Source organism: Pseudomonas sp. HMWF021, from assembly GCF_003061005.1.
In the GTDB taxonomy this organism is placed as follows: Bacteria; Pseudomonadota; Gammaproteobacteria; order Pseudomonadales; family Pseudomonadaceae; genus Aquipseudomonas.
Genome location: NZ_QAIK01000102.1, coordinates 44,228 through 50,069, shown reverse-complemented (window position 1 = coordinate 50,069; position 5,842 = coordinate 44,228). Strand labels below are relative to the sequence as shown.

Genomic DNA, 5,842 nt, shown 5'->3' with positions numbered 1-5,842 from the left:
GTGTAGTACAGATATTGGTGGGTGCCCAGCGGGCGCGAGGGAGGCAATGGCTTCATCGGAGCCGGGCTGTGCGCCGCAGGGCTCAGGGTCAGATCGGATACCGCAGTGGCCGGATTGTTTTTAGAAGTCATTGTGCGCCATATACCTGGACAGGGTTGGCTCGGCGACCGATGTCATCGAGCCTCACGGAAAGGGGATCTCGCGTCGTTGACTGCGCGTATTTGGCCCGGGCGTCAGGGGCTTGGCCTGATCGTCGCGCGGGGGAATCCTTTCCTGATCGTTCATGAATCGGCCATTATTCGGCGATCTTTAATCAAAAGGAGGCTAAATGATGTCAACGCTACCTTCGTTGGGATTCGCCGGAATCGGCCTGATGGGCCTGCCGATGTGCCGCCGTTTGCTGGCCGCCGGCTATCCGCTGACCGTGTGGAATCGCAACCCGGCCAAGTGCGCGCCACTGGTCGAGGCGGGCGCCCGGCAGGTGGCAAGCCCCGCTGAACTGTGTGAACACGCGGACGTGGTGATGCTTTGTCTGGCCGATACGGCGGTGGTGCGCGAGGTGGTGTTTGGCGCCGGCGGGGTCGCAGAAGGTGCGAAAAAAGGCCAGTTGCTGGTGGATTTCTCCAGCCTCGAACCGACTGCAACTCGCGAGATGGCGGCCGAGTTGGCAGACAAGACCGGGATGAGCTGGCTCGATTCACCGGTGTCCGGCGGGGTGGTCGGCGCCGAGGCGGGCAGTCTGGCAATCATGGTCGGTGGCGAGGCGGCGGATCTGGACCGGGTGCGTCCGGTGTTGCTCAGCCTCGGTCAGCGCGTCACGCACATGGGCGGCATCGGTGCCGGGCAAGTGACCAAGGCCTGCAACCAGATGATCGTCGCGTGTAATGCGCTGGTGATTGCCGAAGTGGTGGCGCTGGCCGAGCAGGCCGGGGTCGATGCGAGCCTGATCGCCGAAGCGCTGGCCGGTGGTTTTGCCGATTCGAAACCGTTGCAGATCCTCGCCCCGCAAATGGCCGAGAGCCGTTTCGAACCGGTGAAATGGCACGTGCGCACGCTGCTCAAGGACCTCGACACTGCGGTGAAATTCTCCCGCGAACAAGGCTCGGCCACTCCGATCAGCGGATTGGCCGCACAACTGATGCGCCTGCATGGGGCGCAGGGCTTTTTGGCGAAGGATCCAGCGACACTGGTGCAAATGTACCGCGCGCCAGAGTCAGCGGATTGACCGCGTGGGCGTGTTTGCGCTGATTGATTTCCTCCAGCACCGGGCGTAACTCGGCCAGCGGCACCGGGCGGCTGAGCAGGTAGCCCTGAATGAAGTCGCAGCCCGAGCGTTCGAGAAACTCGTACTGTTCCAGGCTTTCCACGCCTTCGGTCACCACCTGCAGATGCAGGGTGTGGGCCATGACGATGATCGCCTGGACGATCTCCATGTCGGCGGTTGCCTTGGGGATGTCGAGGATGAACGAACGGTCGATCTTCAAGGTGTTGAGCGGCAGGCGCTTGAGGTAGGCCAGCGACGAATAACCGGTGCCGAAGTCGTCGATTGACAGCGAAACGCCGAGGGCGCGAATCTGCCGCAGCAGCACCAGGGTGTTGGCGATGTTGCCCATCAGCGCGTTTTCGGTGACTTCCAGTTCGAGTCGTTCCGGCGCGACGCCGGCGGTGCGCAGCGCGCTTTCGATTTCGTCGGCCAGTTCTTCCCGGGCAAGGTTGAGCGGCGAGCAGTTCCAGGCGATTTTCAGTTCGTCGCAGCCATGACGGGACAGTTCGCCAAGGTCGGTGCAGGCCCGGCGCAGCACCCAGTTGTCCAGCTCGGCGATCAGGCCGTTGGTTTCGGCAATCGCGATGAAACGATCCGGGGCCAGCAGGCCGTGCACCGGGTGCTGCCAGCGAATCAGTGCTTCGAGTTTGGTGACCCGGCCGGTTTTCAGTTCGAAGATCGGCTGGTAGTAGAGCATCAGCCCGTTTTCTTCACGCAGGGCGTGGCGCAATTCTTCTTCCAGTTGCAGTTCGAGGCTGGCGCGGGTCTTCATGTTGGAGCTGAAAAAATGCAGGCCGTTGCGCCCGGCGCCCTTGGATTGATACAGCGCCAGATCCGCGTGCTTGAGCAGTTCTTCGCAGGTGGTGCCGTCGTCGGGAAACAGGCTGATGCCGATGCTGGTGGTCATCACCATGCGCCGTCCGGCCAGCTCGATCGGCTCCTTCATTTTCAGCATGATGCGTTGCGCCATGTTGCGCGCCTCTTCGCGGTCACGCAGGCCGATCAGGATGCAGAACTCGTCACCGCCAAAACGCGCAACCACGTCTTCGTGGCTGCGCACCGAACCCTTGATGTGATTGGCGATGACCTTGAGCAGGGCGTCACCGGCATCATGGCCGAGGCTGTCGTTGATCCGCTTGAAGTGGTCGATGTCGAGAAACATCACCGCGAGCATGCCGCCCTCGCTGGTTTTCTGGCTGAGTTTTTCAGCGAAGATCTGATTGAAGCCGCGACGGTTGATCAGGTTGGTCAGCGCGTCATAGTTGGCCACTTGCTGCAGTGACATGCGCGCCTGATCGAGCTGGCCGAGCAGGGCGTTGACCCGGCGCAGGTCGTGTTCCTTGTTCTGCAGTTTCTTGTCGGCCAGTGCCGCGCTGATCGCGCTGCCGAGAATCAGCAGGATGATCAGGGCGACCGTCAGGCCCAGTTGCATCTGGCTGGTTTCGGCCGCCATGGTCGGCGCGGTGCCTTCGGGCAATACCAGATGCAACGCGGCCATGCCGGTGAAATGCATGCTGATGATGCCGGCGCCAAGGATCAACGCGGCGGCATATTTGAGCAATTGATGCGACAGGCCGCTGCCCTCACGCAAATGCCCGGCGACCCACAGCGCGGCAAAACTGGCGACAATGGCAATCACGATCGAAAGGCTGAACAGCATGGGCTGGTAATAAGCGGTGGCCACCGAATGCATGGCCGCCATGCCGACGTAATGCATGCCGGCGATTCCGAGGCCGATGACGATGGCGGTTTTCAGGTATTGCAGCAGTGAGGGCTGTGGTTCGCTCAGGGTGTGCATCGCCAGCCACGAGGCGAGCAGGGCAATCAGCAGGGAAAACAGGGTGATCGCCAGATCGTAATGGATCTCGATCGGTGCCTGGAACGCCAGCATGCCGATGAAGTGCATGGCCCAGATACCGCCGGCCAGGCACGTCGCGCCAATCCAGCGCCACACGCGCTGCGAGCTGCGATCTTCAGCGTGACCGACCCGCTCTGCCATATCCAGGGTGGCAAAACTGGCGGCGCAGGCAACCAGATAGGCCACTATCACCAGCAAGGGATTATGTGTGCAATCGAGAATGACCTGCCCGCTCTCCGGCAGCTCGGTAACAAACTGCAAACCAAGCCACTCCATAGCATGCCCCGTCTCTGAAGTCGTCCCTACTGCGTCTGCGACGCAGGCGAATGACTGGAGTATAGAGGCGGTTTTTGCCGTGCAAGCGGTAGTGGCACATTGGCGTCAACGATTTTGACATGAGCCTAATAGCGATTAGCGCTAACGGTCAGGCGCTCTGCTCGTAAGGGATCTGATTCCAGCCGGGCTCAAGAGGCGGCAAACCGAAGCGGGCGCGCGCCTTGTCGCAATCGACATTCTGTTCGCCGTTTTCCCAGGACGACTCGAATTCGCGGCAGGGGCTGGAGCGTTGCTCATAAATCGAGCATTGCACCTGGCTGCCCACTTCGCCGACTAGCGCCGTGCAACGCGGCGATTTGCAGTCGGTGCCGTTCATCGCCACGCGACTGGGGCTGATCTGGGTGACCAGTTCATCGGGCACCGTACCGCCGGAGGAAGCGCATTCACCCCAGAAAAAAGACACGCGAAAATGGGAACAGCAGGCACCGCAATTCAGACACGGACTGACTTCGGACATTGGGAGGGCATCAAAGGGGTTGATCGGCGAATCCGGACGGATCCGGCGGCTATTCTAGGCTTCGCCATGAACTTGGGAAGGGGGGCGCGAAAGTATTTTTTTGTGGCAGGATTTTGCTGCAAAACCCCCGGTTTATGGGGGATTGCTGCGTTTTCAAGGGCTTACGTTTCGTTACAGTGCCATGGGCCGTCATCAGGCTGACGAATGATCACAGACAGTCCTTGCCCGCCTGTCTAGATTGCAGGTTCCGGGCTCGGATGCGACGGCAGAAGCCCCAATAACAATAAAGAGACGGACCCATGCAGAACTCGACCCAAGCGGCGAATGCCTGGCGCATTCTGTTCCTGTTGTTCCTCGCCAACCTGTTCAACTTCTTCGACCGCACCATTCCGGCGATCATCATCGAACCGATCCGCATGGAATGGCACCTCAGTGACTTTCAACTGGGGATTGTCGGCACCGCGTTCACCCTGGTTTATGCGATTGCCGGCCTGCCATTGGGCCGAATGGCCGACACCGGCTCGCGCAGCAAACTGATGGGCTGGGGCCTGGCGACGTGGAGCGCGCTGACGGCGGTCAACGGTCTGGTCGGCAGTTTCTGGAGTTTTCTGCTGGTGCGCATGGGCATCGGTATTGGCGAGGCCAGTTACGCGCCGGCCGCCAACTCGCTGATCGGTGACTTGTTCCCGGCCCACCGTCGGGCGCGGGCCATGGGCATCTTCATGCTCGGGCTGCCGTTGGGCCTGCTGCTGGCGTTTTTCACCATCGGCGCGATGGTCAAGGCATTCGACAGCTGGCGCGCGCCGTTCTTTATTGCGGCGGTGCCGGGGCTGATCCTCGCGGTGTTCATGTTCTTCATCAAGGAGCCGAAACGCGGGGCGGCGGAAACCGTGCAGGTCTCCCAGGAGAGAGTCGACAAGCCGATCCGCCGGGTGCTTGCCGTGCCGACGTTCCTCTGGCTGGTGCTGGCCGGGCTGTGTTTCAACTTCGCCACGTATGCCTGCAACTCGTTTCTGGTGCCGATGCTGCAGCGCTATTTCCTGATGCCGTTGCAGGAGGCGGCGGTGGCGACCGGCGTGATCGTCGGCATCACCGGGTTGATCGGCCTGACCCTCGGCGGCTGGATCGCCGACAAGATTCATCAACGAGTCGCCAACGGCCGGCTGCTGTTTGCCGGGTTCAGCCTGATCATTTCCACCCTGTGCACGGCGTGGGCGCTGCATGCCGGGCGGGTCGAGATCGGCGTGTTCGTTGCGGTGTTCAGCGTCGGCTGGCTGTTTGCCTATAACTTCTATACCTGTGTGTACACGGCGATTCAGGACGTGGTCGAACCGCGTTTGCGGGCGACGGCGATGGCGCTGTTCTTTGCCGGGTTGTACCTGCTCGGCGGCGGGCTGGGGCCGGTGGTGGTGGGGGCCTTGTCCGATCACTTTGCCAAAGCGGCGATGCTCTCGGCGGGGGCGGAGCAGATGACCGAGGCGTTCAAGGCCGTCGGGCTGCATGATGCGATGTACCTGATTCCGGTGGCGTTGTTTTTCACCATGGTGTTTCTGTTTCTGGCGGCGTGCTGTTTTGTGCGCGATGCGCAGCGAATGAGGGAGGGGTTGATGGCGGTGGTTGAGCCTGATGTTTCTGTGGCGACTGCATGATTGCTATCGCTGGCAAGCCAGCTCCCACAGTGACCGAGTCATACGCATAATTTGTAAACACTCCAAACCCTGTGGGAGCTGGCTTGCCAGCGATAGGGCCATCAGAATCAGCTGATAAATGACAGACAAACAAAAAGGCCCGCATCACTGCGGGCCTTTTCATTTACAGCGGTGGAGCAGGGGACTTAACCCGCCACCAGCACCCGGATCGCTTCCAGACGCAGTGCTGCTTTGTCCAGCATCGCCAGACCCTGTTCACGCTGCTGGCGCAACGCATC

5 protein-coding genes are annotated in these 5,842 nt (G+C 61.1%); 2 read left to right on the top strand and 3 right to left on the bottom strand.

What is annotated here, in order from left to right:
* Positions 1-328: 328 nt before the first annotated feature.
* Complete coding sequence (locus DBR18_RS13710; RefSeq protein WP_177482383.1) at positions 329-1,225, top strand: NAD(P)-dependent oxidoreductase; 897 nt, start codon at positions 329-331, stop codon at positions 1,223-1,225.
* Here DBR18_RS13710 and DBR18_RS13705 read toward each other — a convergent pair.
* Together DBR18_RS13705 and DBR18_RS13700 are read right to left on the bottom strand one after the other, a co-directional pair.
* On the bottom strand, positions 1,116-3,398 hold the full coding sequence (locus DBR18_RS13705; RefSeq protein ID WP_108590705.1) for a bifunctional diguanylate cyclase/phosphodiesterase: 2,283 nt from the start codon (positions 3,396-3,398) through the stop codon (positions 1,116-1,118). The two genes, DBR18_RS13710 and DBR18_RS13705, sit on opposite strands and share 110 nt — an antisense overlap.
* A 148-nt stretch (positions 3,399-3,546) precedes the next feature.
* Positions 3,547-3,915 carry a YkgJ family cysteine cluster protein gene (locus DBR18_RS13700; RefSeq protein WP_108590704.1) on the bottom strand — a complete coding sequence of 123 codons (369 nt, stop codon included), beginning with the start codon at positions 3,913-3,915 and terminating at the stop codon, positions 3,547-3,549.
* A 299-nt stretch (positions 3,916-4,214) separates the two neighbouring features.
* Between DBR18_RS13700 and DBR18_RS13695 the strand changes: the two genes are divergently transcribed.
* Positions 4,215-5,564, top strand: a complete 1,350-nt coding sequence (locus DBR18_RS13695; protein ID WP_108590703.1) for an MFS transporter — start codon at positions 4,215-4,217, stop codon at positions 5,562-5,564.
* A gap of 185 nt (positions 5,565-5,749) precedes the next feature.
* On the opposite strand, the gene DBR18_RS29190 is transcribed toward DBR18_RS13695, so the two are convergent.
* A partial coding sequence (locus DBR18_RS29190; RefSeq protein ID WP_256588701.1) for a hypothetical protein occupies positions 5,750-5,842 on the bottom strand: 93 nt, incomplete at its 5' end.

Excerpts from the sequence above, each read along its gene's own strand:
- DBR18_RS13710 (WP_177482383.1), top strand. The coding sequence starts at position 329 with ATGATGTCAACGCTACCTTCGTTGGGATTCGCCGGAATCGGCCTGATG.
- DBR18_RS13705 (WP_108590705.1), bottom strand. The coding sequence starts at position 3,398 with ATGGAGTGGCTTGGTTTGCAGTTTGTTACCGAGCTGCCGGAGAGCGGG.
- DBR18_RS13700 (WP_108590704.1), bottom strand. The coding sequence starts at position 3,915 with ATGTCCGAAGTCAGTCCGTGTCTGAATTGCGGTGCCTGCTGTTCCCAT.
- DBR18_RS13695 (WP_108590703.1), top strand. The coding sequence starts at position 4,215 with ATGCAGAACTCGACCCAAGCGGCGAATGCCTGGCGCATTCTGTTCCTG.